At 63.3% G+C, this 23537-nt stretch carries 19 protein-coding genes; 6 read left to right on the top strand and 13 right to left on the bottom strand.

Annotation, left to right across the window (positions count from 1 at the left end; all coding sequences use genetic code 11):
* The first annotated feature begins 53 nt into the window (after positions 1-53).
* The 4 genes from V5B59_RS25510 (at position 54) to V5B59_RS25495 (ending at position 6793) form a co-directional block, all read left to right on the top strand.
* Positions 54-1649 carry an RHS repeat-associated core domain-containing protein gene (locus V5B59_RS25510; RefSeq protein WP_332352513.1) on the top strand — a complete coding sequence of 532 codons (1596 nt, stop codon included), beginning with the start codon at positions 54-56 and terminating at the stop codon, positions 1647-1649.
* Position 1650: 1 nt separating this feature from the next.
* Positions 1651-2184: an Imm57 family immunity protein gene (locus V5B59_RS25505; RefSeq protein ID WP_332352512.1), complete on the top strand. Its 534-nt coding sequence runs from the start codon at positions 1651-1653 to the stop codon at positions 2182-2184.
* 189 nt (positions 2185-2373) lie between these two features.
* Positions 2374-6135: a DUF6531 domain-containing protein gene (locus V5B59_RS25500; protein WP_332352511.1), complete on the top strand. Its 3762-nt coding sequence runs from the start codon at positions 2374-2376 to the stop codon at positions 6133-6135.
* 514 nt (positions 6136-6649) lie between these two features.
* The gene (locus tag V5B59_RS25495) at positions 6650-6793 is read left to right on the top strand and encodes a hypothetical protein (protein ID WP_332352510.1); all 144 of its coding nucleotides are present in this window, start codon (positions 6650-6652) and stop codon (positions 6791-6793) included.
* Between the two features lie 10 nt (positions 6794-6803).
* Here V5B59_RS25495 and V5B59_RS25490 read toward each other — a convergent pair whose 3' ends face one another.
* Both V5B59_RS25490 and V5B59_RS25485 read right to left on the bottom strand, forming a co-directional pair.
* Positions 6804-7730 (bottom strand): ISAzo13 family transposase, encoded by a 927-nt coding sequence (locus tag V5B59_RS25490; protein WP_332352539.1) that lies wholly within the window; start codon positions 7728-7730, stop codon positions 6804-6806.
* Between the two features lie 23 nt (positions 7731-7753).
* The gene (locus V5B59_RS25485; RefSeq protein WP_248594609.1) at positions 7754-7975 is read right to left on the bottom strand and encodes a hypothetical protein; all 222 of its coding nucleotides are present in this window, start codon (positions 7973-7975) and stop codon (positions 7754-7756) included.
* A gap of 362 nt (positions 7976-8337) precedes the next feature.
* Here V5B59_RS25485 and V5B59_RS25480 point away from each other — a divergent pair, with 362 nt between their 5' ends.
* Both V5B59_RS25480 and V5B59_RS25475 read left to right on the top strand, forming a co-directional pair.
* Positions 8338-8820, top strand: a complete 483-nt coding sequence (locus tag V5B59_RS25480) for a helix-turn-helix domain-containing protein (RefSeq protein WP_332352509.1) — start codon at positions 8338-8340, stop codon at positions 8818-8820.
* The gene (locus V5B59_RS25475) at positions 8813-9265 is read left to right on the top strand and encodes a DUF6941 family protein (protein ID WP_169071724.1); all 453 of its coding nucleotides are present in this window, start codon (positions 8813-8815) and stop codon (positions 9263-9265) included. Before V5B59_RS25480 ends, V5B59_RS25475 begins: the two co-directional genes overlap by 8 nt.
* Positions 9266-9374: 109 nt before the next feature.
* Here the strand turns inward: V5B59_RS25475 and V5B59_RS25470 are convergent, their stop codons facing one another.
* From V5B59_RS25470 to kdpB, 11 genes are all read right to left on the bottom strand, one after another.
* Complete coding sequence (locus tag V5B59_RS25470) at positions 9375-10751, bottom strand: adenylosuccinate synthetase (RefSeq protein WP_169071723.1); 1377 nt, start codon at positions 10749-10751, stop codon at positions 9375-9377.
* 140 nt (positions 10752-10891) lie between these two features.
* Positions 10892-11869 carry a VWA domain-containing protein gene (locus V5B59_RS25465; protein ID WP_169071722.1) on the bottom strand — a complete coding sequence of 326 codons (978 nt, stop codon included), beginning with the start codon at positions 11867-11869 and terminating at the stop codon, positions 10892-10894.
* Positions 11870-11878: 9 nt separating this feature from the next.
* Positions 11879-12856 carry a protein kinase family protein gene (locus tag V5B59_RS25460; RefSeq protein WP_169071721.1) on the bottom strand — a complete coding sequence of 326 codons (978 nt, stop codon included), beginning with the start codon at positions 12854-12856 and terminating at the stop codon, positions 11879-11881.
* Between the two features lie 10 nt (positions 12857-12866).
* The gene (locus tag V5B59_RS25455) at positions 12867-13892 is read right to left on the bottom strand and encodes a bifunctional nicotinamide-nucleotide adenylyltransferase/Nudix hydroxylase (RefSeq protein WP_169071720.1); all 1026 of its coding nucleotides are present in this window, start codon (positions 13890-13892) and stop codon (positions 12867-12869) included.
* A 27-nt stretch (positions 13893-13919) separates the two neighbouring features.
* Entirely contained in the window at positions 13920-15626 is a 1707-nt protein-coding gene (locus V5B59_RS25450) for an NAD+ synthase (RefSeq protein ID WP_169071719.1), read from the bottom strand.
* On the bottom strand, positions 15623-16843 hold the full coding sequence (pncB, locus tag V5B59_RS25445) for a nicotinate phosphoribosyltransferase (protein ID WP_169071718.1): 1221 nt from the start codon (positions 16841-16843) through the stop codon (positions 15623-15625). The genes V5B59_RS25450 and pncB overlap by 4 nt, the downstream gene beginning before the upstream one ends.
* A 462-nt stretch (positions 16844-17305) precedes the next feature.
* Complete coding sequence (gene kdpE / locus V5B59_RS25440; RefSeq protein ID WP_034913720.1) at positions 17306-18013, bottom strand: two-component system response regulator KdpE; 708 nt, start codon at positions 18011-18013, stop codon at positions 17306-17308.
* Positions 18010-20715 (bottom strand): DUF4118 domain-containing protein, encoded by a 2706-nt coding sequence (locus V5B59_RS25435; protein ID WP_169071717.1) that lies wholly within the window; start codon positions 20713-20715, stop codon positions 18010-18012. The genes kdpE and V5B59_RS25435 overlap by 4 nt, the downstream gene beginning before the upstream one ends.
* Complete coding sequence (locus V5B59_RS25430; protein ID WP_308240189.1) at positions 20712-20831, bottom strand: CorA family divalent cation transporter; 120 nt, start codon at positions 20829-20831, stop codon at positions 20712-20714. The genes V5B59_RS25435 and V5B59_RS25430 overlap by 4 nt, the downstream gene beginning before the upstream one ends.
* A gap of 42 nt (positions 20832-20873) precedes the next feature.
* Positions 20874-21449 carry a potassium-transporting ATPase subunit KdpC gene (gene kdpC, locus V5B59_RS25425; RefSeq protein WP_169071716.1) on the bottom strand — a complete coding sequence of 192 codons (576 nt, stop codon included), beginning with the start codon at positions 21447-21449 and terminating at the stop codon, positions 20874-20876.
* Positions 21450-21459: 10 nt separating this feature from the next.
* A complete protein-coding gene (kdpB, locus tag V5B59_RS25420; protein WP_169071715.1) occupies positions 21460-23526 on the bottom strand; it encodes a potassium-transporting ATPase subunit KdpB in 2067 nt (688 codons plus the stop codon).
* Between the last annotated feature and the right edge of the window lie 11 nt (positions 23527-23537).

The raw sequence follows: 23537 nt of genomic DNA, 5'->3' as shown, positions 1-23537 counted from the left end.
TTCGAGGCTGTTTTTGAGCGCCTCCAACGCTCGCCCGGGGGGACATGGGGTCGATGTTTCGAACTGCGAAACATGGGGTAGGGCTGCTCCTGTGCTGGTTCGTGCTGGCGGGTCAGGTCTGGGCCAAAACCTGCGACCTCGACGGCGACGGGGATGTCGACCTCGACGACATCACCCTGCTGCAGCGCATGTTGCCGAGCCGTCCCACGGTTACCGGCCCGGATGACCCCCGCGATGCCAATCACGATGGCCGCATCGACATTCTCGACGTGCGCGCCTGCGTACTGTCCTGCACGCGCGCCAAATGCAGCACGATCAACCAGGCGCCCTTCGCCAACGCCGGTCCCGACCAGAGCGTATCGCTCGGCAGCTGGATCCCACTCGATGGCAGCGCCTCCAGGGACCCCGAAGGCGCGACCCTCAGCTACGCCTGGTCACTGATCGCCAGACCCCCCGACAGCCAGGCCGTGCTCACCGCCGCCCACAGCACAAATCCCACCTTCCGCGCCGACCTCCCCGGCCAGTACGTCGTGCAGTTGATCGTCCATGACGGCCAACTCGCCAGCGCCCCCGCCACGGTCAGCATCCTCGTCACCAATACTCCGCCGACGGTCAGTCTGAGTGCTCCAGCGGCCCACCAGAGCTTCACCGCCCTGGCGACGATCACCGTCAGCGCCGAGGCCGCGGACAGCACCGGCAGCATCACTGAAGTCGCCTTCTATCAAGGCAGCACGCCGATCGGCAGCGCCACCAGCGCACCGTACCGCATCACCTGGAGCAACGTCCCTGCCGGCAGCTACGTGCTGAAGGCCCGGGCCACCGACAGTGGCGGAGCGATGACCTGGTCCGCGGAAGTGCCGATCACCGTGGCTGCCGGCGGGGTGAAGCTCTACTACCTGCATCACGATCATCTGAATACGCCACGCCTGGTCACCGATGAGGCGAACCGGGTGGTCTGGAGAAATACGCCGCTCGGCGAGCCGTTCGGGATGAGTCTGCCCGAAGAGGATCCGGATGGCGATGGACAAGCGTTCACATTGAACCTGCGGTTTCCGGGGCAGTACGCAGACACGGAGAGTCATCTGAATTACAACTATTTCAGGGACTATGATCCGATTACTGGGAGGTATGTGCAGAGCGATCCCATTGGGTTAGGAGGCGGCATAAACACCTATGCCTATGTAAAAGGGAATCCGCTTAAATTTGTTGATCCTGAAGGACTCGCCTTCTGCTGGTTCAGCATTTCAGCAGGGCGACTCACCTGTGTCTCAGATGACCACGCTTTGAACAATCCTTTTGCTCTCGATATTCCTGTTGCATCCGGAAACAACGGATACGGAATGCAGTGCAAGAACAATCCAAGTTGTACCCATCTTGCAAACCGAGGTCCGATTCCACAAGGTATGTGGGGTTTCGGCGCGGCGGGATCAAGCGGAAAGCCCAACGGCAGAAGGCTCACGCCGCATCCTGGAACGAATACCTATAACAGGAGCCTGTTAGCGTCGCATAGCTGCCTGAACGCTTTCGGACCATCGCTTAACTCACCTTTTTGCTCCGAAGGCTGCATAACTGGCTCCTCCGCAGATATCCAGCGACTGAACCAGTTGATTGACAGCGAACCCGGTAGCATTCTCCTCGTGACAGATTAACATGCGGAACATATTTGCCCTCGTGCTAGCGGCCCTATTGAACCAGCCGAATCTATCATCGGTCGCTATAGCTGCTGAGGATCGAGAGGATCGCCTGATCTCACACGCTCGCTACTGTCTCCTCAACGATATTATGCTTTCAAGTGTTTCCCCCGGAACGTATCAGTCGTTAGTCTCTTGCCGTGGCAGCGAGTTGGGGCTTGCTTTTATTGGCGAAAGGTCTTCAAGAAGGGCCGACGCAGAGCTGGCGAAGCTTCGCCGCTATGTGTTAGATGGCGCGCTGGGGGAGAGCTATACGTGCTATATCCTGTCAAAAGGCAAGCGCATGCTTCCACTGCTTGACGCCCTGGATTTCTCCGAACAGCGTAAAATCTGCGAAGCCGAGGTAGGACAGCGGATTAGGGAATTAGGTATCGTCCCGAACAAGCTGAATGTTGATACCGTGTGTTCCACACAAAGCAGCGCACAAAACTGGATCAAAGATATCTCCGTTGCGGCCAAAGCAGGGAGAAAATGCAGTGAGCAGGACTGGTAACGTAGTCAGGGCATTCCCACTCGGAATGCATACGCCCCTGAAGACCGTGGCCTGACCCAAATGGCGCAATCAGCGCCAGCTTCGCCCCGTAGCGCGGAGTGTGCATCGCTCGATCACCTGCCGTCGGCAACGAAAACCGGAAACCGCTCACCCACATGTAAACAAGCTCCAAGCGACAAGGACACGGCCATGACCAGACTCTCCCCTGAACATCAGCTCACCGCCCTCCGCACCGTCTCCGCCCTCTGTGCCACGCTGTTCTCCAGCCTCGCCTGGAGCACCGCATGCAGCTACACCAACTTCTCGATCGGCAGCGAGTTCGTGGCCAAGGCGGGGCCGGTCAATGGCCAATACCTGTATTCCTTCCTGTCGCTGCGCTGCGGTCCTGACGGCCAGGTGATCGATGGTGGCATTGGCGGTGGCGGGGAGATCGAAGTCGGTTGGTATGAGCCGGCGAATCTGGAGTCCGGTCTGAAGAAAACCTTTGGCGCGGCGTTCGCCGAGAGTCGCGTCTTTGCCAGTAACTGCAAGTTGCACCTGCTGCTCGTCAACCGTCGTTATCCGGCTTCTCAGAGCATCGCCGGGGTGTCCATGGCCGATTACCCGGATACCACCGGCAGGACCACCTATGAAAACGTTTTCCCCGGGCCGTTGCTGCTCCCCTTCGGCACCAATATCCCGCCCCCCGGAAGCTGTGGCTGCTCTGGTGGCCTGGTCAAGCTGCCCGGATCGCCGCTGTGTGCGCTGCCGCCGGAGAAGAAGAAACCCGACTTGTGCATCGCCAACCCGATCGTTCCCGGCCAGGGCTGCAAGGTCCAGTGGGAAACCGATTATGCCTTTGCCGGCACCTCGCCCCTGGCCTTCAAGCGCTATTACGACAGTCAAAGCCCATATCACGTCGGCAGCGCCTCGCGCCGCAGCCTGGGCAACCGCTGGCGCCACCATTACGACGTGCTGCTCAATCCCGCGGCAGCGACCAATCTCGTCCTGATGCTGCGCGACGATGGTCAGATCCTCTATTTCCGACCCCGACCCGGCAGCGCCACCCAGTGGATCGGCGACGCCGACATCGTCGGCCAACTGGAAAAGACCGCCACCGGCTGGACCTACCGCGACAGCGACGACGCCGTCGAGACCTACGATGCCAGCGGCCGGCGCCTCACGCGCACCGACCGCGACGGTCTCTCGCTCCGCTTCAGTTATGCTCCTGGCGCCAACACGCCGAGCCGCGTCGAGGACCACTTCGGGCGCCGTCTGACTTTCACCCATGACAGCCAGGGACTGCTCAGCGAACTGACCGACCCGGCCGGCCACAAAGTCATCTACACCTACGACGCCGCCGGCAACCTGATCACGGTCACCTATCCCGATGGCACGACTCGTTCCTACACCTACACCAGCCTCCCCGTTGCCGGCCAGGTCGAGCCTGCCTTGCTCACCGGCTTGACCGACGAGAACGGCGTCCCCTACGCCCACTGGACCTACGACAGCAGCGCCCTCGTCGCCAGCAGCGAACACGCCGGTGGCGTCGACCAGCACCGCCTGAGCTACCAGAAAGACGGCAGCGGCAAGATCACCGGCGCCACCCACACCAACCCGTTCAACGCCGTCAGTGAATACCGCTTCCAGGAAATCCTCGGCGCCCACAAGATCAACAGCATCAGCCATGCACTCCTTCCCGGCGTCACGCAGCGCTTCACCTACGACGCCAACGGCAACCTCAGCACGCGCACCGACTTCAACGGCCGCCTCGACACCTACACCTACGACCTTCCCCGCAACCTCGAAACCCGCCGCGTCGAAGCCAGCGGCCAGGCCGAAGCGCGCACTGTCTCGACCCAGTGGCACCCGGCCTGGCGTCGCCCGGTCAAAGTCGCCGAGCCCAAACGCCTCACCACCTGGATTCTCCACGGCGACAGCGTCGGCGGCAACGTCGTCAGCTGCGCCCCGAGTACCAACCCAGCGCTCAGCGTCGTCTGCCAGAAGAGCGAACAAGCCACCGCCGACGCCGCTGGCAGTAGCGGCTTCGCCGCCACTCCTAGCGGGCTCCCGCGGACCTGGACCTTCACCTACAACGACCGCGGCCGTGTGCTCACCGCCGACGGTCCGCGTACCAACGTCGCCGACCTCACCACCTATGGCTATTACGACGCCGCCGACCCCGACCCCGGCAAGCGCGGCCATCTCGCCACCGTCACCAACGCCCTCGGCCACCTCACCCAGATCACCGCCTACGACCCGCACGGCAACCCGCTCACCGTCATCGACGCCAACGGCCGTATCACCACGCTGAGCTACGACTCCCGCCAGCGCCTGGCGAGTCGCAGTATCGACGGCGAAGTCACCACGTACTCCTACGACCCTGCCGGCCAACTCACCCGCGTCACGCTCCCCGACGGTAGCAGCCTCGCTTATACCTGGGATCCCGCGCATCGACTCACCGCCATCAGCGACAACCTCGGCAACCAGATCGTCTACACCCTCGACGCCATGGGCAACCGCCTCCGCGAAGACATCCGCGACCCCGCCAACCAACTTGCCCAGACCCGCCAACGCCTCTACGATGGCCTCGGCCGGCTCGCGCAGGACATCGGTGCCCGCGGCCAGATCACCGCCTACCGTTACGACGCCAACGGCAACCGTAGCCAGATCACCGACCCCCTGGACCAGCGCAGCAGCTTCGCCTACGACGCCCTCGACCGCCTGCTCCAGTTCACCGACCCCACCTCCGGCCAGACCCGCTACCAGTACGACGGTCTCGATCGCCTGACCAGCGTCACCGACCCGAGAAACCTCGCCACCACCTACAGCGTAGACGGCCTCGGCAACCGCCTGCGCCAACAAAGCCCCGACAGCGGCCTGACGACCAGCACGTACGACGCCGCCGGCAACGAAATCACCCGTACCGACGCCAAGGGCCAGACCAGCGTCTTCACCTGGGACGCCCTGAACCGCCCGACGCGCATCTCGTACGCCGACGGCAGCCGCACCGATTACTTCTGGGATCAGGGCGAGAACGGCATTGGCCGCCTGACGCGCATCGACGACACCCGCAACGACGCACTCGTCAGCCGCCTGGAGAACCGCTACGACGCGCAGGGCCGCCTGCTCAGCCAGACCCGCAGCGTTGGCGGTGTCAGTCACACCACCGCCTGGACCTGGTCGGCTGGCCGCATGACCGGCCTGACCACCCCGAGCGGCCGGACGATTGCCTACAGCCGCGATGCCATCGGCCGGATCAGCGAAGTCCGCCTGACCGACAGCGCCCCGGGCGGTGACGGTCAGACACGGGTGATCGCGACCGACATCCACTACCACCCCTTCGGCGGCATCAAGAGCTATCGCAACGGCGCCGGCCAGGTCCACACCCGCAACCAGGACCAGGATGGCCGCATCGCGAGCTACACCCTCGGCAGCCAGAACTGGCTCCTGAGCTACGACGCCGCCGGTCGCATCAGCGCCCAGTTCGACGCCGCCAATGCCGCCCAGAGCGCAACTTACGGCTACGACGGGCTCGATCGCCTGACGAGCGCCAGCCTGCCGAGCACCGCCTACGGCTACACCTGGGACGCCACCGGCAACCGCAGCAGCCACACCCTCGGCAGCAGCATCCGCAACTACACCATCGACCCACTCAGCAACCGTTTGCAAAGTGTCGGCAGCGCCCCGCCGAAGATCTACAGTCACGACGCCAATGGCAGCATCACCAGCGACGGCGCCAACACCTACGTCTATGACGGCAAAGGCCGCCTGACCCAGACCAGCACGGCCGCCGGCGTCACCCGCTACGACTACAACGGTCTCGGCGAACGCATCCGCAAGCAGAACGCCACCGACACCCGCTACCTCTACGACCCCGAAGGTCGTCTGATCGCCGAGAGCGCCGCCGATGGCACGATCCAGCGCGAATACCTGTGGCTCGAAGACCTCCCGCTGGCGGTGATGCAATGAAGACGACCGAGCACGGGCAAAGAGATCTGACGCACTTCTGGCAATTCGATCAGCCCCCATGTCGCGCAGTGCGCCATTCGCCTGCACCCAGTTCCACGCTTTACACAACTTCTTCGACAAAGCCCTACGTCGTGATGGAGGCCTTGCAGAATGCGAAGACCTCCCTCGCGCGCTTTCGCAAGATGTTGTTTGGCGCGTCTACGGAGAGCAAAGACAACTGCTAGAGCGGCCAGCTCGATGGGAAACCGCCGAGGCCGACCATCAACAGCCAGTTCAGACGGGAAGCAGTCGCACAGATTTCGTAGGCCACCGGCAGCCACCGACCCAGAACGGCCTGATGGATTTATCATGGGCAATGGCGGCTTACTGATCAATAAGTTGCCGGCGGCGGGAATCTGACTTTAGCCAACTGTTTGGCCAAAGCGGCCGGTGAGGTGGCTCAGTTGAATGGCCGGTGTCGGTACACATTACGATTGACGAATCACTTGCCAAAACATATCGTAGACGATATAGAATGTCAGTTCTGAACACGATCGAAGAGTTCGAAGACGAGCTCGATGCGTTGGTGGAAACCAACCCAGATGACGCCGGGCTGATCGATGCACTGATCGAGGAACTGGGGGCTGACCATGACCTCTTGGGAACGCCCACGAAATAACTTCCCGGTTTTATGCTGTTGAATTTGGCAGGATGGTGTAATTCCATGGGGGCAGTAGTGCATCGGCGACGATGCGCAGGGATGCCTTGAGATCAAGCGCCGCTTTCCGTCCGGTTTCGTAGACGCGATCGATAATATCGACGGTGACCTGAAGTCCAGTTCGAGTCTGGGTACGCTCGATCAGTTGTTTGACCAGAGGCACGCTTTCAAATACGACGCCTTCGCAAGCGCGCGTGACATGGGGGAAGACGCGGTGCTCAATCGGATTGTGCTTGGAGCAATACGGCGGGAAGTGGGCGATCCGAATTTCCCGCTTGAGCCGATTGGCAAGCGCTTGCAAGTCCTGCTGAAACAACGGCGAGCGTGAGGGGTTGCTGCCACCGCCATCGCACAGAATCAATATCTTATCGGCATTGGGATGATCGTGACGTCCGTGCAAAGACCACCAACGTTCCACGCTGTCACACGCGAACTGCGTGGTGTCATGACTCGTGCCCAGATTGACATGGGCTTTGTTCAAACCGATGTCGTACAAGCCATGCGGTACGACTTTGCCTTCGCTATAGCTGGGAAAGTCATGATCCAGCACGGCCAGGGTCTCTCGGGTGTAAAGCGTGCCGTTCCGGTAAAAATTGCCGAGCATCTCTTTCTTCTTGGTGTCCATGGAGAGTACGGGCTGACCAGCCGCCAGGTACGCGGCCTTGAGCGCTGTGATGTTTTCAAACTGCGGGTTGCGCTCAGGGTGCTGCTTGAACGACGTCTTCTTCTGCGCCTGACGGCGAACAAAGCCATGCTGCTTCAGCAACTGGCGAACAATCCGGCAACTGACCGGGGTTCCCGTCGCGCTAATGCGCCGGGCAATCTCCGGCTGGCGCAGATGGGTCCAACGAATGGCGTGCTGCGGACAGCCCGCCGTATGCTCTCGAACGACGTCCAGAAACGTCGTCGATAATTCGGGCGTCAGGTCGAGCTTACGCTTCCGCCCACCGCCTTTTTTCGGAGCTTATCCCCCGTCGCCTCTTCCGCTATGTCCAGGTCGGCCAGTCCTTGTCGGATCGTCTTGCTATCGATCTCAAACAACTGCGCGATGTACTGCTGGCCCCCATGCCCCAACTTGTCAGACTCCACCGCCGCGTACCGGCGACGATCCTTTTCCGATAGTCGCCGATAGAATTCCTTCATTCGCCGCTCTACGTCTTCCCGGTAATAGCCCACGCTGCATTCCCTTTGCTGTTTTCAGAACAACCAAGCAAGCAAGTGGCATGCCCGAGCGCACAGTCAAAACGGGAAGTTATTTCGTAGGCGTTCCTTGGACACACTCAGCGACGAGGTTCCCAAGTGGCACTACATGTTCAGTCCCTCCTTCGAGATCAAGTGCTTCGCAGAGTGTTGGCAAGCGTGCCGAAGAATTTACACGCTGAAACCTTATGACGAAGACGGACATCTGATTGATTACCGTGTTTTCATCGGGCATGACGCGCATACCGACGAATATTTTGTTTTGACCGTTCAACCCAGGGCGACTTGCTATGACACCACAACTGATGAACACCGAAGTCTCTGTGATCGGTACGACAGGCTCAACATTCCTGCCATTAGGCGGGTCCCATAGCGGCCTCTTCGGATTGCAGATCACGCCGGTATTGATCGCGATGAATCGGCATGTGGCCGGCGATAGCTCGCCGAAGAGAGGCGTTTCTGCAACCGAGCGCATTGCGCGCATCAGGAACAACCCCCTGCGTGCTGTGGCGATCGTGAAAGGGCGACAGCGTCTTGCCAAAGTTGCTGACCACCTTAATCCGGGATTCCGGCCACTTTCCGCCTTGCGCCTGGCGGCCGGCCTGTCGCAGTCTGAGCTGGCTGGGAAGATGGACATGAAGCAGCCCAACATTGCGCGCCTCGAGAAAAAACCAGGGGACCCGAGTCTGTCTACCCTCCAGAAACTTGCCGCCGTGCTCGGGGTTGATATCAGAGAGGTCATCGCTGCGGTTGAGGCGACTAATAAAGCGGAGGCTGACCGTGTCTAACTCCCCGTACCTCTTTTGCCTCTATGCCGAGGATGTCCGCCAGGAAATTACCGGGCAGATGTCGATCATTGGAGCTTTTCAAGGTGGGTTGCGGGTTCCCTCGGTGCCAACCCATCTCCCTAAATTGGCGATCATTGCCAACTTGCGCATGCCATCTGAAAAGGCACCTTCCTCTGTAAAACTTGAGGTGCATCGTGATGGCGAGGTCTTGCAAGCGATCGAGCCGCCGCCTGAGTTTTTACAATCGGTTATCAAGCAACCCCGTGTAGGACTGGACGACGGCTACGCCATGCAGTTCGTCGTCGGATTTGCCGGTTTCCCGGTACCTGCCGCAGGTAAGCTGGAGGTTCGTGCAATGATCGACAGCGTGGTCCTGCGAGGCAACTCGCTGGAAATCACCGTCGGCGATGTGCCGCCCGCGACTGTCGGACTGAAAAGCGAGTAACGCGATGATTACCGGGTGGATGAGCACCCGATTCCGGCGTTTCAATCCCCTCTTTTCGCTGTAGTCCGCAGGGTTTGGCAAGATTCCGCAACTTCGGTAATCCGCCCCTTCACCTCCATCTCGGTTGCGAACGAAGCTGGACAGCCTCGTGGCTCGGCCCGCAGGAGGCAAACCAGATCGGGCAGGCAGCGGCCTGCTCCAGCCGCTCGAGCAGCGACGCCGCTGCAGTCAGCGTGCGCGCCTGATAGACCGGACGTACCCGGAAGAGCAGGTCCGTCAGCGCTGCCTGGTGTGCCAGGTCTTCTCTGGCGCTGCACGGCAGGCTCGTCACGCGCCCGGACGGCGCCAGCCAGCCGGCAGCCTGGCACTCTTCTCCGGGCACGGTCGTCTCGTAGGCCTCGCACCAGCGCAGCCCGGGAACATGCCCGAAGGCATCGAGGTGACTGACCAGCAGGCCGTCGAGACGCCCGGTGGCCGCCAGTGCGTAGCGCAGGAGCACACCGTCCGGGTGGCCACGCCGGAAGCGGCCCTGCCAGCCCTGGTCGCTGTTATGCGGCTCCGGGAGAACGTCCAGTCCGGCGTCGGCCGTCGGGAAGGGACCCGCTCCGTGCCGCGTGAGATAGGCGCGCAGGACCCCGAGGTGCTCGACCCGGGCAGGGCAGCCGTAGTCTGCCGCTACCGCTTCGACGGCGCGCGGGTGGATGCTGCTCCAGGTGGTGTGCGGATGGAATCCCCGCCATTCATCGAGGAGAACGCCCTGTGCCCCCTCGAACAAGACCGTCCCGGGGCGCGTCAGGCGCGCGGCGATTCTTTCTGCTGACGATGGGGGAACGTACCGCAACAGGTTCTGGATGTTTTCCAGCCAGGCTTCGGCAAGCTGCGCGTCGGCGAGCAAACGATGCTCGGCCGCGATTGCTGCAGCATTTGCGACAGCCTTGCCCAGGGCGGCGAACACGGGCAGGAGATCGCGGCGAATGGCCTGCAGTTTCTGCATCGCCAGCGCGGGTCGCGCCAGGTCGCCGTAATGCAGCGTGTGCTCGGGGTGAGCGAGCGCATGGTGTACGGTTTCGCCGACCCCGACCCCGCAGCTTCCATGTGCCGCGGCGCCACGCGCCAGCTCGCGCAGACGACCGGCGGCCTGATGAAACGGCGTATTGACCCGACAGCGCCGATCGATGAACAGGCGCGCCAGGCCATCATCGACGCCCATCGACTGCAGCCGGGAATGCTCGACCAGAAGCGCGCCGGGATGGACGACCACCGGATAGGCGAGAACGGTCGCCACTCCCGGCACCAGCGTCCCGGCAGCGAATTGCGAGAAGGTATGCTGCCGGCCGTCGGGCAGGACGACGTTGTGTCCGGCCTGCGCGCCGCCGTTGAAACGGACGACCGTGTGTACCTGCCAGCGCCGGCAGAGGGCGTCGGTAAACACGCCCTTGCCACAATCGCCGAAACCCAGACCGAGCAGGGAGACCAGGCGGGGCATGCGCACAGGCCCTCCCCCTTAGTGTGAAAGTCGCATCAGCGACTCACGAATCTCCCCTCCCCCCTCGCGGGGGAGGGGTCGGGGGAGAGGGAAACGGTCATGACTGTCATGATCGGGGATACCTGCAACCGCCATGACCGTCAGGAAAACAGGCGCTTCCACCAGTCGGGTTTGCCGATCGCGGTCGAAGCCGGATGCGTGTGTATACGCTTTGGCGCGTCCGGGTCGAGCAGATCAGCATAAGGCTGCAGCGCACGGACGGTGGCGGCAATGCGATCACGCGGGGTGCCGTTGGCGTGCAGGACATCGGCGACCGCGTCGACGCCGCTGAGGGCGCCCTCGGTCAGACCGACAATCGCTGCCGCGATCGCGCAGGTATCCACATGAGATTCCATGCAGATCACCTGATCGCCGAGCACCTCGCGCCAGCGTGCTTCACAGCCTTGACGGCGTTGCCGATCCGGAATCAGGAAGAAGAGATGCCAGGTTTCGGCGGCAGCGGCGACGACCTCCTCGAGCGCGATGTCTTCGTCGAGCCTCTCGCCGATCAGGGCTTCGATCTGATGACGAGAAACGGCCGGATAGGGGTGCTCATCGCCGGTCATGAACAGATAGCCACGCTTCCTGCGCTTCACCCAGCAGTCGAGGTCGGTGTGTTGCGCGAGTACGTAGAAAGCCAGCTCGTAACTCTCGCTATTCGAGCCACCGCCTCCTCCTTCGAGGTAACTCCAGGTGAGCCACTGGTCGATCAGTTCCGCAGTGGTTTCGAACTGCCCGACCTGCAGCGGCGCGCCATCCGAGGTGGCATCGCCAATCGCCATGAACATCACCTGCGGGTCGGGAACCCGGCAATCGGTCAGCAACTTCATGAAAGTCGGCAGATCGTGGCGCGCGAGGAATTCGGGAATATTTCCCATCGAGCCGGTGACATCGAGCGCAAAGACGATGCCGAGCGAGTTCGGATGTTCGGCGCTGTCGCGCGCTTCGCGAACCGTCAGGCCCCTGGGGTCCATCAAGGCGTGACAGCCCCGTTGTTTGAAGACTTCGGCGCGTGACAGCGCCGCCCGATCCGTGGTCAGCGCCGCATGCGCGCTGTGTGAATAACTACCGTAGCCCATGATTTTCTCCTAGCGGCAAGTCGCCGAAGTGGGGTTGAAAGGGATGAATTTCGGTGGCCCGAAGGCGGCGCGAGCGGCCGCGACCAGCGCCTGGTCGAGCCCACGCGCGCCGACCTCGGCACACCAGGCGGCGTCTTCGCTGCTGCGTTGCAGCAAAGCCACCAGGGGAGAAGGCGTACTGCGCCCGCAGGTGGGCAGCGCGTCGCCTCCGCACAAGAGCGCACGCAGGGTCCACGCCGATTGCCGCAGATCGCGGGCGATCGCTGCGCCATCCGCGCCAGGCATGGCGTGCGACCAGCCGACGAGGAGCACGCCGTGATCGCGCGGGTGTACGAGCCAGTGCTCGGGTCGCAGGTCGCCGTGCGTCCAGCCGCTGTCGTGCGCAAATGCCAGCACTTCGAGGACTCGCCTCCAGATCCAGACAGCGTGCCGCGGATCGATTCCGGTTGCTGCGTAACGCAGGGCCTGCGCCAGACTGCCCCAGTATCCGGAAGGATGGCGAAGCAGCAGCCCTTCCCGCTCGTTCCCGCCGGCCGTTTCGCCGACACCGCTGGCAATCGCTTGCGGAACCCTTTGCGAGAGGTACGCCGCCTCTGCCAGCGTACTCGCCTGCAGGGCGCGCAGGATCTCGGCCTCGGCTGCAAGCACGCCGGGTTTCGTACCGGCGTGCGCCAGTTTGACGATCACCCGTTCCGGAAAGAGACCCATGCGTTCGGCGAGATGGACTTCGGCGTGTTCGCCGATGCCCACCCGCTTGAGCAGTTGGTAGCGTTGCCCCTGCCAGCGCAGCACCGGCAAGGTCGATGGGTAGCCGGCCAGGGCCTGCGCACGAACTCGCGCCGCCGCTTCGCGCAAGGGCGCCGCCTGCACCAGCGACTTGTTGCGGGTGACCGTCGCGCTGCAATAGGGACAGATCACCATGCGCCAGCTCGCCTGCCTGGGCAGCGCCGCGCCGCATTGCGGACAGGTGAGTGCGGTGAATGACATCGCGCCAGGCTCAGGGATGCAGGGACAGGAAGTGGTCGAGCAGGTTGAAGTGATCTTCAAAAAAGCGACTTTCCATGGCCTGGAGTTCTGCAATCGGAGTCCACCTGGCTTGCGCCGCATCGTCGGCGCCGCAGACATCGGGCAAGCGGCAGTCGCCGAGATCGAAGCAGTGCGCATGCGTGATCGTTCGCCCGCGCAGACTGCGGTCGGGATGATCGAAAACGGCGACGCTTTGCAGGGCCACTTCAAGGGTGGAATCGAGCAGGCCGAGGCCGGTTTCTTCGCGCAACTCGCGAATCGCGCCCTGCAGGACGCGCTCACGCGCCTCGAGGAAACCGCCCGGTACCGCCCACAAGCCCTTTCCCGGCGGATGCCCACGTTCGATGAGGAGGACGTGCGCGGACGCGATGACGACCGCGTCCACGGTCACGAAAGGACCGTTTCCCCAGATCCGCCGGTTCTCCTCGAGGGCCAGATGCTCACCGCGCAGTTGGCGGTAATGCGGCAGACGGGTCCAGCCCTTCAGATAATGAACGATCGTCGCCGGTAGCAGCCCGCCGAGCAGTGCCTGCGTCGCCGGCCAGTCTTCGCTCTCGAAGTAGATCTGGCGGATGCTGGTCGCATCGATCTCGTCAAATTGCGGCGCGGCGACGAACTGCCAGCGCGGAAAACGTTGCAGGTATTGGCTGGAGGCATCCTTGAGGTAGCCGACGAGGGCAATCCGCGCGCCCGGCGCACTGTGCTCCTGCACCGCGGCGACGACCGCCTCGCTCCAGCGCCGATCGTCGTAGTAGTCGCGAATCGGCAGAAAACGGACACGCTCGCGCGTCGCGTCGTCGAGCGTGCTGCCGATCATGGCGGCGCGCTCCTCCCAGGTAAACGGGTTCTTCGCATTGCGCGCGGCGTGCGCCGACCCGAGCAGGACGATCACCTGCCCGGCGCTTTGCAGTGTTCTGGCGAGCAAGGCCGCATGCGCATTGTGGAAGGGCTGGAAACGGCCAATCAGTACGGCGATGTCGAATCGGTCGGGGGTCATTTGGGCTCCTGGTCAATGGGCTCCTGTTCAGTCATAGCAAGCGGCAATCGGCATCTGCCGGCCGCTGCCGAAAGCGCGCCCGCGCAGGCGCAGAATCGGCGGGGCCTGGCGTCGCTTGTATTCGTTGCGCGCGATCATGCGCCGAATTCTCGTCAGCAGCGCCCTGCCCTCGGCGTCGGCCAGCAGTTGCGCATAGGCGGACTCGACTTCCGCGCGCTCGCCGGCACCGAGGCGCTCACCCTCGATCAGCACCTTGAGGATCGTATCCAGGAGCGGATACGGCGGCAGGCTGTCGGTGTCCCGCTGACCGGGCGCGAGTTCGGCCGAAGGCTCCTTGTCGAGGATCGCCTGCGGGATCACTTCGCCACCGGCGCATTCGTTGAGGTGCCGGCTCAAGGCAAAGACTTCGGTCTTGTAGAGGTCGCCGATCAAACCCAGACCGCCGTTGGTGTCGCCGTACAGCGTGCAATAGCCGACCGAGATTTCACTCTTGTTGCCGGTGGTGAGCAGCAGGTGGCCATAACTGTTGGAATACTCCATCAGGATGGTGCCGCGCACCCGCGCCTGCAGATTCTCGAGCGCCAGGCCGCGCAAGGGGCCGTTGCAGGCTGAGGCAAAATCCGCTGCGAACTGGCTGACGAGGTCGCGGATCGGATGCTCGATCAGGCGGATTCCGAGCCTGCGGCAGAGCACTTCGGAGTCGCAGACGCTGCCTGGCGTCGAGAAAGACGAGGGCATGGTGATGGCGACGACATGGTCCGCGCCGAGTGCCTCGACCGCGAGCGCCAGCGTCAGCGCGCTGTCGATCCCGCCCGAGGAACCGACGACCGCGCGGCTGAAGCCGCAGCGGCGAGCGTAGTCGCGCAAGCCGAGAACGATCTGCCGGCGGTAGAACTCCATCACCGGCAAACCACCGGCGACGATCGGCGGCAGCGCTTCCCCGGTAGCCGACAGAAAAAGCGTGCCGTCCCACAGCAGCGTGCTCACCGCTTCGGCAAAGCGCGGCGCCTCGAAAACCACACCAGCCGTTGGAGAAACTGCGAACGAGGCGCCGTCGAAGACCAGTTGGTCGTGCCCGCCGATCTGGTTCACATAGACCAGCGGGATCTGGTGGCGCTGGCTGGCCGCCGCAAAGAGACGATGGCGCTGTTCGCGCTTGCCGATGTTCGACGGACTGGCGTTGATCGTCACCAGCAGATCGGGACGGGCATCGGCGAGGCGGCTAAACGGGTTGACCGCATAGTCGCTGCCGGCGTCATTCCAGCCGTCTTCACAGATCAGGAAGCCGACCTGCGTGCCGCCAACGCGCAGGATCCGGGCGACATCCGGCCCCGGCTCGAAATGGCGGCGCTCGTCAAAGATGTTGTAGGTCGGCAGCAACTGCTTCGCGTAGCGGACAACGACGGCGCCATCACAAATCACGAGCAGACTGTTTTCGAGCGGCTTGCCGGGGCCGCTGCGCCGCGTCGGCGCGCCGACCACCCAATACAGGCCCGGTGTCGCATGGCTGGCTGCAAGCAGCGTGTTCAGGCCCGCCGCCGCGCGCTCGATGAATTCGGGTTCATCGAGCAGGTCACCGGGCGAGTAAGCGGTCAGCGACAGTTCGGGGAAAACCACCATCTGCGCCTGCTCGGCATGCGCCTGAGCGGCTGCTCGACACATCAGGCCGATGTTGCCGTCGATGTCGCCGATCGTCGGATTCAACTGCGCGAGGGTGATGCGAAAGTGGCTCATGGCGTTTCCAGCGGATGATTGAAGACCTGGCGCAGGTAGGCAAGGAAGGTGCGGTCCTCGCACAACGTCTTGCCCGCAGAATCGGAGAGCTTGGCGACCGGCTGCCCGTTGCACGCCATGATTTTCATGACCACATTCAGCGCCTGGTGCGGCGTATCGTTCGAAAGGTCGGTACCGATGCCGTAGGAGGTCTGCACACGTCCGCGCAAACGCCGGTACAGATCGACCGCGCGCGGCAGGTTGAGGCCGTCGGAGAAGACCAGGCGCTTGCTCATCGGGTCGATGTGCAGTTGCGCATAGTGGCGCAGCGCCTTCTCCGCCCATTCGACGGGATCGCCCGAATCGTGGCGCAGGCCGTCGAACAGCTTGGCAAAGTACAGGTCGAAATCGGCGAGAAAGGCATCCATGCCGACCACGTCGGTCAGCGCGATGCCGAGATCGCCGCGGTACTCCTGCACCCAGGCCTCGAGTGCCGCTTTCTGAAAATCGCGCAGGCGGAAGCCGAACGCCTGGTAAGCCTGCAGGTACTCGTGCGCCATCGTGCCGATCGGCGTCAGCCCCAGCTTCTTCGCAAAGTAGACGTTGGACGTGCCGCGGAAATGCTCCGGCACCTCTCTGGCCAGCGTGCGCACGACTTCCTCGTGCCAGGCAGCGGAATAGCGCCGGCGCAGGCCGAAGTCGAAGAAGATGAAAGGCTCGTTCGCCGACAGCAGCGCCGGGCGCTCCGACTTGAGGAATTCGACCTTCGCCTGCAGTCGTTCGCGCGCCACGGCAAGGATCGAAGCCTCGGTCGACAGCCGGCGGAAATAGAGCTCATTGACGATGTAGAGCACAAAAATCTCGAAGGCCATGACATGCACCAGGGGGCCGCTGGCGACGACCCGCAGATGCTCGCCGTCGGCGCGCGTGCTGATGAAGCGGCGCTGGAAGCGAAACACCGAGAGGAAGTCGACGAAGTCGCTCTTGATGAAGCGCAGGCTGCGCAGATACGCGAGTTCATCGTCGCCGAAGGTCAGGGTGCACAACTGGTCGAGTTCGGCATCGACGTCGGCCTTAAGCTCTGCCAGCGGATAGACGGGCCGGTTCCGGCAGAAGAAGGCGTATTCGGCCTGCGCTCCCGGGTGGCTATGCAGCAGCGCCTGCCACATCGTGAACTTGTACAGGTCGTTTTCCAGCAGGCTGCGAACGACGGGGGGATGAATCTTCTGCCAGGTCATACTCACTCTCCTTCTTCGGCAACGCCGACCAGCCGGCGCATGAACACACTGTAGACCACTTTGTTGCATTTTGCAACTAACAGACACAAAATTTTTTCTGCCCGCTCCCCCGCGAGTGGCGAGGGAAGCTATCGGGCCGAGCTATGAACGCGGCTTCATCGACCACAGCTATCTAAAAGAGCAGGCGATCGCCTGGCCCGGGGACTAATGCTCTATATTTGTAAGCATTACTATGGAAGTCGCGAGCGACTCTCGAATCTCCCCTCCCCCCTCGCGGGGGCGAAGGCGGGGTTTCGCGGAGCACTGCTCCGCGCCGCCGCAGCCGGCCCGCGATGCAGCGCGGGCCGTGGGAGGGGTTGGGGGAGAGGGGAAACGGTCATGACTTTCATCATCGGGGGTGTCTTGCAAAGTCATGACCGTTTGTGACCGGACATCGATTCGGTGTACCGAGCAGAGGCGTGTTCACTGATCGCCCGCTCGCGAACCGACAAAACGGTAGCCCACACCCGCTTCGGTCAGAATGTGCTGCGGTCGCGACGGATTGTCTTCGATCTTCTTGCGCAGATAGCCCATATAAACGCGCACGTAGTGGCTGTCTTCGACATGCGCCGGACCCCAGACGTTTTTCAGCAATTGCCGATGCGTCAGCACGCAGTCGGGGTTAGCGATCAGATAGCAGAGCAATCGGTATTCGATCGGCGTCAGGTGAATCACGGTGCCGTTGCGTTCGACGCTTCGCCGCGTCAGGTCGACACGCATCGCACCGAATTCAATGATGGCCACACCGCGATCATCACGGCTGCGACGGCGCAATTGCGCACGTACCCTGGCGAGCAACTCGGCGGTGCCGAAGGGCTTGGTCAGGTAGTCATCGGCACCGGCATCGAGTGCAGCGACCTTGTCGGTCTCGGCGTTGCGCGCCGAAAGCACGATCACCGGCATCTCCGACCAGCTTCTCAGTTCGTGAATGAAATCGATCCCGTTACCGTCAGGAAGACCGAGGTCGAGCACTACCAAGTCGGGGCGGCGGGTGCCGGTCTCGATCAGGGCACGCTGCACACTGTCGGCTTCGAAGACCTGATAGCCTTCGCTTTCGAGCGCAAGTTTGATGAAACGGCGGATATTGGCTTCATCCTCGACGACGACAATGCCGGCGATCGGGTTGTTCATGGAGTGATGTCCTCTGCCGCCAGCAAGTCATCTTCGCAGACCGTCGGCGGTACACCGCGAGGCAGAGAAAAGAGGAAACGTGCCCCGCCATTGGCGCGGTTCTCGGCATGAATCCTGCCTCCGTGCGCTTCGACGATGGCGCGGCAGATGGCCAGACCCAGCCCTACCCCCGGCGTCGTGCTTTCCCGCGCACCGCGTTCAAACTTCTGGAAAATACTCTCTTCGCGTCCTTTCGGCAAACCCGGACCGCAGTCGTCGACCCAGACTTCGATCTCGTACTCGCGCAGCATGGCACCGATGCTGATTACGGTGCCGGCCGGTGTGTACTTGACGGCATTTTCGAGAAGATTGCAGAGCACCCGCTCAATCAGTACCGCATCAATCTCGATCAGTGGCAGCTCATCGGGTAGCGCCGTACGAACCGAATGTGCAGTCAGCGACATTTCCATGGCCTTGAGCGCGCTGCCGACCACTTCCTCGAGCGGCTGCCACTGGCGGTTGAGCTGAACCCTGCCGGCCTGCAGACGAGCCATAACGAGCAACTTGTTGACCTTGGTGCTCATGCGTAGCGCTTCCTCCTTGAGGGTTTCGACGATCAAAGCCTGAGCGTCGCTCGGCTGCGTCAGCCTGAGCGATTCAGCCAGGCCGACGAGTACGCTCAGCGGTGTTCGCAGATCGTGCGAGATGGCGGCCAGAAGCGAGTTGCGAAGGCTCTCGGATTCCATCTGCAGCAGCGTCGCCTGCGCCACCTCGACATAGTGCATGCGCTCGACGGCGATCGCCACCAGACTGGCAAAGGTCTCGAGCTGGCGGCGCGTCTCCGGACCCTGGACGCGTAGCGGGTCGCGCGGCGCGATGGCGAGAACGCCACGCGTGCGCATCGGCGCCTTGAGCGGCAAATAGAGCAGCGGGCTGCCCGGCAGGGTGTCGGTAGACAGTCCTGCCGCTTCGCCGTGATCGAAGGCCCAGCGGGCGACGCCCTCGTCGACGATCAGCGTATCGGCGGTACCCGGTCTGGCATTGACGACTTCCGCTCGCAAGCGGTCTTGGGCGTCGGTCAGGAGCAGCGCAGCCTGGGCATTGAATTCGACCGCCAGAAAGCGATCGCAAGCCTCGGCGATCTGCATCGGCAGCAAGGCTGCCGACAGATCACGTGCCATTTCGTAAAGCCCGCGGGCGCGCGCCTCGCGCTGCGTTGCCACATCGGCGTGCTGCTTGTAACGCGCGGTGAGCTGGCCTGTGATCAAGGCCACAATGAGCATCACGGCGAAGGTCATCAGATATTGTGCATCGCTGACGGCGAAGGAAAAACGCGGTGGCACGAAGAAGAAGTCGAAGGCCGCAACTGCCAGAAAGGAGCTGGCCACCGCAGGGCCACGGCCAAGACGCATGGCCACGAAGAATACTGCGAGCAGGAACAACATGGCGATGTTGGTGAGTTCGATCGCGCCGGCCAGCGGCGCCGCCAGAGCCGTTAGCGCGCCACAGATCGCCGCTGCCTTGAGATAGGCCAGCCACTCGCCAGCTGTCGGTGGAGCCGTCGGCGCCGGCACGGCGGCGCGCTTGTCCTCGCTGCGTGCCGCCTGAACCACGTCGAGGTCGGGCGCGGCGTGGCCGATACGGTCGGCGATCGAACGGTACCAGGGTTGCCAGGGGCGCGAGTGGTCGCGCCCGACCAGCACCCGCGACAGATTCTGAGTGCGAGCATAGTCGACGATCGCGGCGACCGCCTCGTTGGCCGAAAGTGTCGCGGTTTCGGCACCGAGGGAAGCAGCCAGTTCGAGCGCGCGGACGATGCGCTGGCGTTGCACTTCCGGCTCCGGCCCCGCGGTGTGCGTGTCGACGTGAATGGCATGCCATGGAGCTTCAAGCCGCCCGGCCAGGCGCGCACCGGTGCGCACCAGGCGCTCGCCACCCCTTCCCGGTCCGATGCACACCAGCAGCGCGTCGCGCGTTTGCCATACCTTGCTCACCGAGGTTTCGCGGCGGTAGGCCAGCATCTCGTCGTCCACGCGGTCGGCCGTGCGGCGCAGCGCCAGCTCGCGCAGGGCGATCAGGTTGCCCTTGCGGAAGAAGTTGCGGATCGCACGTTCCGCCTGCTGCGGCAGATAGACCTTGCCCTCTTTCAAGCGCTGCAGCAATTCGTCGGGCGGCAGGTCGACCAGCACCACTTCGTCGGCGTCGTCGAAGACACGGTCGGGTACGGTTTCCCAGACACGAATGCCGGCGATGCCGCTGACCACATCATTGAGGGTTTCCAGATGCTGCACATTGACCGTGCTGTAGACGTCGATGCCGGCAGCGAGCAGTTCATGCACGTCCTGCCAGCGTTTGGGATGGCGCGAGCCGGCGACGTTGGCATGGGCCAGTTCGTCCATCAGGATCAGCGCTGGACGGCGCGCGAGTGCGCCGTCAAGATCGAACTCCCTGAGCACCTTGCCGCGGTAGGGAATTTCAAGCTGGGGTAGCCGTTCGAGACCGGCGATCAAGGCCTCGGTTTCCTTGCGGCCATGCGTTTCGACGACGCCGATGAGCACGTCCGTTCCCAGCTCTTTCTGCTGGTGGGCGGCGAGGAGCATCGCGTAGGTCTTGCCAACGCCGGCCGATGCGCCGAAGAAAATCTTCAGTTTGCCGCGTGCGGCTTTAGCCTCTTCCTCCTGGACGCGTGCCAGGAGTTGATCGGGGTCGGGACGTTCAGTCATAGCCAGCCCAGGCGCCTAAAGCGGAAGAAGAGAAACCCCATGGCACCAGCGATCATGGCCAACGCCAGCGGGTAGCCGTATTCCCACTCCAGTTCAGGCATCACCTTGAAGTTCATCCTTTCCGATGCCGACACGCCCGCCTGCGAGGCCGCCGGTGTTCACTGCGGCAGCGCGTCGAGGGCGAGGTTGAGCCTGAGGACATGCACCCGCGGTTCACCGAAGACGCCGAGGTCGCGGCCTTCAGTATTCTCGGCAAGCAGTTGCCGCACGGCCTTCATCTCGAGATGGCGGGCGCGGGCGACGCGCTCCGCCTGGTAGTCGGCAGCGGCCGGGCTGATGTGCGGGTCGAGACCGCTGGCCGAAGCCGTGAGCAGGTCGATCGGTATGGGTCGCTGGTTGCCAGGGTCGGCGGCGTGCAGCGCCTCGACCCGACTCTTGACGGCATCGGCGAGGGCTGGGTTCAAGGGTCCCTGGTTCGAGCCCGAGGATGCGGCAGCGTTATAGGGTTGGGGTGCCGTCGCCGATGGGCGGCCCCAGAAGTACTTCGGATCGCTGAAGTTCTGGCCGATCAGTGCAGAGCCGATCGGTTTGCCGTCCTTGATGATCAGGCTGCCTCCGGCGGCGGCAGGAAAGGCGATCCGGGCCACGCCGGTGACCAGGAGCGGATACAGAACACCGGTAATGAGCGACAGCAAGACGAACAGCGAAATGGCGGGACGCAGCAGCATTTTCATGGATACCTCCTCAGGCCAGACCGGCGGCGGCCAGCGCCATGTCGATCAGCTTGATACCGATAAAGGGGGCGACGAGACCACCGAGTCCGTAGATCGCCAGGTTGCGACGCAGCAAGCTGGCGGCGCCGACGGCGTGATAGCGGATGCCTTTGAGGGCCAGCGGAATCAGCGCGATGATGATCAGGGCGTTGAAGATGACCGCCGAGAGAATCGCCGAGGCTGGGCTCGCCAGTCCCATCACGTTGAGCGCCGAGAGCGCCGGGTAGGTAGTGACGAAGGCGGCTGGAACGATGGCGAAATACTTGGCGACGTCGTTGGCAACGCTGAAGGTGGTCAGGGCGCCACGCGTCATCAGCATCTGTTTGCCGGTCTCGACGACTTCGATCAGTTTGGTCGGATTGGAGTCGAGGTCAACCATGTTGCCGGCTTCCTTGGCGGCCTGGGTGCCGGAGTTCATGGCCACGGCGACGTCCGCTTGCGCCAGCGCCGGCGCATCGTTGGTACCGTCGCCGGTCATCGCGACCAGGCGGCCCTCGCCCTGGTACTGGCGGATCAGCGCCAGCTTGGCTTCCGGCGTCGCCTCGGCGAGAAAGTCATCGACGCCTGCCTCGGCGGCAATCGCCGCGGCGGTCAGGCGGTTGTCGCCGGTGATCATCACCGTCTTGATCCCCATCTGGCGGAGTTCGGCGAAACGCTCCTTGATGCCGCCCTTGACGATGTCCTTCAACTCGACGACGCCGAGCACGCGCGTGCCGTCGGCCACGACCAGCGGCGTGCTGCCACGCCGCGCCGCCGCCTCGACCGCCGTCAGCACCGACACCGGCATGGCGCCACCGATGGCCTCGACATGCTGGCGGATGGCGTCGGTCGCCCCCTTGCGAATTTGCCGGCCAGGCACATCGACGCCGCTCATCCGCGTCTGCGCCGAGAAATGCACGAACTGTGCTTCAAGCGCGTGCACGTCGCGCTCGCGCAGGTTGAAGCGCTGCTTGGCGAGGACGACGATGCTGCGACCCTCCGGCGTTTCGTCGGCGAGCGACGCCAGTTGCGCGGCGTCGCCGAGTTCTGCCTCGTTGACACCGTCGGCGGGCAGGAAGGCCGCGGCCTGGCGATTGCCGAGCGTGATCGTGCCGGTCTTGTCGAGCAGCAGCACGTCGACGTCGCCAGCGGCTTCGACGGCGCGGCCCGAGGTGGCGATGACGTTGGCTTGCATCATGCGGCTCATGCCGGCAACGCCGACGGCGGAAAGCAGGCCGGCGATGGTCGTCGGAATCAGGCACACCAGCAGCGCGATGAGGACGGTGATGCTGACCGGCGAGCCCGATCCGGCCACCGTCACGCTGAACTGGGAGAACGGCAGCAGGGTCGCGGTGACGCCCAGGAAGACGATGGTCAATGCCGCCAGCAGGATGGTCAGTGCGATCTCGTTCGGCGTCTTCTGCCGTTTGGCGGTTTCGACCATGGCGATCATGCGGTCGACGAAGGTCTCACCGGGATTGACGGTGACGCGCACCACCAGCCAGTCGGAGAGTACGCGCGTGCCGCCGGTGACCGCCGAAAAGTCGCCGCCGGATTCGCGGATCACCGGTGCCGATTCGCCGGTAATCGCCGATTCGTCCACCGAGGCCACCCCTTCGATGACCTCGCCGTCGGCAGGAACGGTTTCGCCGGCAGTGATCAGGACGACGTTGCCGATGCGCAGATCGTCCGCAGGCACGGTGTACCATTCGGACTCCGCGTGCGGGGAATGCAGCCGCTTTGCCCAGGTCTCCTTCTTGAGGCCGCGCAGCGATGCGGCCTGCGCCTTGCTGCGGCCTTCGGCAAGAGCCTCCGCGAAATTGGCGAAGAGTACCGTAAACCATAGCCAGACCGAGACCGCGAGAATGAACGAAGTCGCTTCCTGACTCGGGCCGCGCAAGGCCGGAATCGATGCCAGGGTCGTCAGGATCGAGCCGATATAGACCACGAACATCACTGGATTGCGCCATTGCACGCGCGGGTTCAGCTTGCGGAACGAGTCGGCGATGGCCGGCTTGAGCAGCGCCGGGTCGAACAGGGAAAAGGTCTTGCGAGTCATCGAATTCTCCA

Origin of the sequence: Candidatus Accumulibacter contiguus, assembly GCF_036625285.1 — a bacterium.
In the GTDB taxonomy this organism is placed as follows: Bacteria; Pseudomonadota; Gammaproteobacteria; order Burkholderiales; family Rhodocyclaceae; genus Accumulibacter; species Accumulibacter contiguus.
The sequence above is the reverse complement of the archived record's forward strand: the minus strand, read 5'-3'. Positions and strand labels throughout refer to the sequence as shown.

Bases quoted from the DNA above. Each gene is read 5' to 3' on its own strand.
- V5B59_RS25510 (WP_332352513.1), top strand. From the start codon at position 54: ATGTTTCGAACTGCGAAACATGGGGTAGGGCTGCTCCTGTGCTGGTTC.
- V5B59_RS25505 (WP_332352512.1), top strand. From the start codon at position 1,651: ATGCGGAACATATTTGCCCTCGTGCTAGCGGCCCTATTGAACCAGCCG.
- V5B59_RS25500 (WP_332352511.1), top strand. From the start codon at position 2,374: ATGACCAGACTCTCCCCTGAACATCAGCTCACCGCCCTCCGCACCGTC.
- V5B59_RS25495 (WP_332352510.1), top strand. From the start codon at position 6,650: ATGTCAGTTCTGAACACGATCGAAGAGTTCGAAGACGAGCTCGATGCG.
- V5B59_RS25485 (WP_248594609.1), bottom strand. From the start codon at position 7,975: ATGAAGGAATTCTATCGGCGACTATCGGAAAAGGATCGTCGCCGGTAC.
- V5B59_RS25480 (WP_332352509.1), top strand. From the start codon at position 8,338: ATGAACACCGAAGTCTCTGTGATCGGTACGACAGGCTCAACATTCCTG.
- V5B59_RS25470 (WP_169071723.1), bottom strand. From the start codon at position 10,751: ATGCCCCGCCTGGTCTCCCTGCTCGGTCTGGGTTTCGGCGATTGTGGC.
- V5B59_RS25465 (WP_169071722.1), bottom strand. From the start codon at position 11,869: ATGGGCTACGGTAGTTATTCACACAGCGCGCATGCGGCGCTGACCACG.
- V5B59_RS25460 (WP_169071721.1), bottom strand. From the start codon at position 12,856: ATGTCATTCACCGCACTCACCTGTCCGCAATGCGGCGCGGCGCTGCCC.
- V5B59_RS25455 (WP_169071720.1), bottom strand. From the start codon at position 13,892: ATGACCCCCGACCGATTCGACATCGCCGTACTGATTGGCCGTTTCCAG.
- V5B59_RS25450 (WP_169071719.1), bottom strand. From the start codon at position 15,626: ATGAGCCACTTTCGCATCACCCTCGCGCAGTTGAATCCGACGATCGGC.
- pncB (WP_169071718.1), bottom strand. From the start codon at position 16,843: ATGACCTGGCAGAAGATTCATCCCCCCGTCGTTCGCAGCCTGCTGGAA.
- kdpE (WP_034913720.1), bottom strand. From the start codon at position 18,013: ATGAACAACCCGATCGCCGGCATTGTCGTCGTCGAGGATGAAGCCAAT.
- V5B59_RS25435 (WP_169071717.1), bottom strand. From the start codon at position 20,715: ATGACTGAACGTCCCGACCCCGATCAACTCCTGGCACGCGTCCAGGAG.
- V5B59_RS25430 (WP_308240189.1), bottom strand. From the start codon at position 20,831: ATGAACTTCAAGGTGATGCCTGAACTGGAGTGGGAATACGGCTACCCG.
- kdpC (WP_169071716.1), bottom strand. From the start codon at position 21,449: ATGAAAATGCTGCTGCGTCCCGCCATTTCGCTGTTCGTCTTGCTGTCG.
- kdpB (WP_169071715.1), bottom strand. From the start codon at position 23,526: ATGACTCGCAAGACCTTTTCCCTGTTCGACCCGGCGCTGCTCAAGCCG.